The sequence below is a fragment of the Winogradskyella pacifica genome (assembly GCF_013403915.1).
Lineage (GTDB): Bacteria > Bacteroidota > Bacteroidia > Flavobacteriales > Flavobacteriaceae > Winogradskyella > Winogradskyella pacifica.
On record NZ_JABFDI010000052.1, the window covers coordinates 1 to 1,166 of the forward strand.

Genomic DNA, 1,166 nt, shown 5'->3' on the forward strand with positions numbered 1-1,166 from the left:
CGGCAAGGTAGTTTTGCGGCTGGGCAGTGGATTCAGCGGGTGTCCGGCCGTGGGTGAGCCGGCCGGGAACTTCTAGCTGCATGATTTTCCTCGGTGTGGGTGTGTTGCATCACATCTGTCAATGGACACTGGGAAGTGACCGTAGACGGACACGGAAACTGACCGTAGGTGGTCAATAAGAACTGACCGGTGGCGGACACGAATCTGCCCAGTGGCGGACAGGAATCTGCCCATTCGGGTGTGTCCGCCACCGGTAGTGCATCGTGTTAGGTCAAGGGTTTGACCCCCTGACCGTGCAATGCTTGGGCGAGGCGCACTGAGTCGCCGCTGGTTTGGCAGAGGTGCGCGTGATGCAGGAGCCGATCGACGGTGGCGGTGGCCAGTGTTTTCGGCATCAACTCATCGAAACCACTCGGATGCAGGTTCGAGGAGATCGCCACCGACTTGCGTTCGTAGGCCGCTTCGACGATCCGGTAGAGCCCTTCGGCGGCATCAGTCCCGACCGGCAGGAGTCCGACGTCATCGATGACGACGAGCTCGGCGCGCACGATCTTCGCGATGGCTTTGCCGAGGGAGTCATCGGAGCGGTGCGCGCGGACGAGGACCCCGATCTGCTCAAGGGTGAACCACGCAACCGGCATCCCCGCTTCAATAACTTTCTGCCCCAATGCTTCGAGGAAGAACGTCTTCCCTGTTCCCGCCGGTCCGCAGACCACGAGATTCTCTCTGCGGTTGACCCATTCGAGGGTCTGCAAGGCCTGCTGGGTGGGGAGCGGAATCGACGACGCACTCTCATCCCACACCTCGAACGTTTTGCCGGTAGGAAATCCAGCTGCTTTACGGCGGGAGGTCAGCATCGAACGCGCCCGACCAGCAGATTCTTCGGTGAGGAGCGCCTTGACTACCTCGGCGGGATCCCAACGTTGCGCCCGAGCTGTCGCGAGGATGTCCGCAGTGATCGACCTGGCATGCGGCAGGCGGAGTTGACGCATCAGGGCTTCAAGATCGGCCGGTAATTGCGCTGTGGCGGTGTTCATGCGAGACCTTCCTGCTGGGTGTCGTTTGTGTCACCGCGATGCGGGGACTGTCGATGAGTATCGTCAATACTGTTGCTGCCGAATAGGTCCCATCCTCCGGTTCCTTGTGCGAGGGAGGTGTTTTCTGAG

Annotated in this window: 1 protein-coding gene; it reads right to left on the reverse strand. The window is 60.8% G+C overall.

Going from position 1 to position 1,166, the window contains the following annotated elements; all coding sequences use genetic code 11:
* Positions 1–266: 266 nt before the first annotated feature.
* Positions 267–1,037 (reverse strand): IS21-like element helper ATPase IstB, encoded by a 771-nt coding sequence (istB, locus tag HM984_RS18015; protein WP_179350107.1) that lies wholly within the window; start codon positions 1,035–1,037, stop codon positions 267–269.
* Positions 1,038–1,166 lie beyond the last annotated feature (129 nt).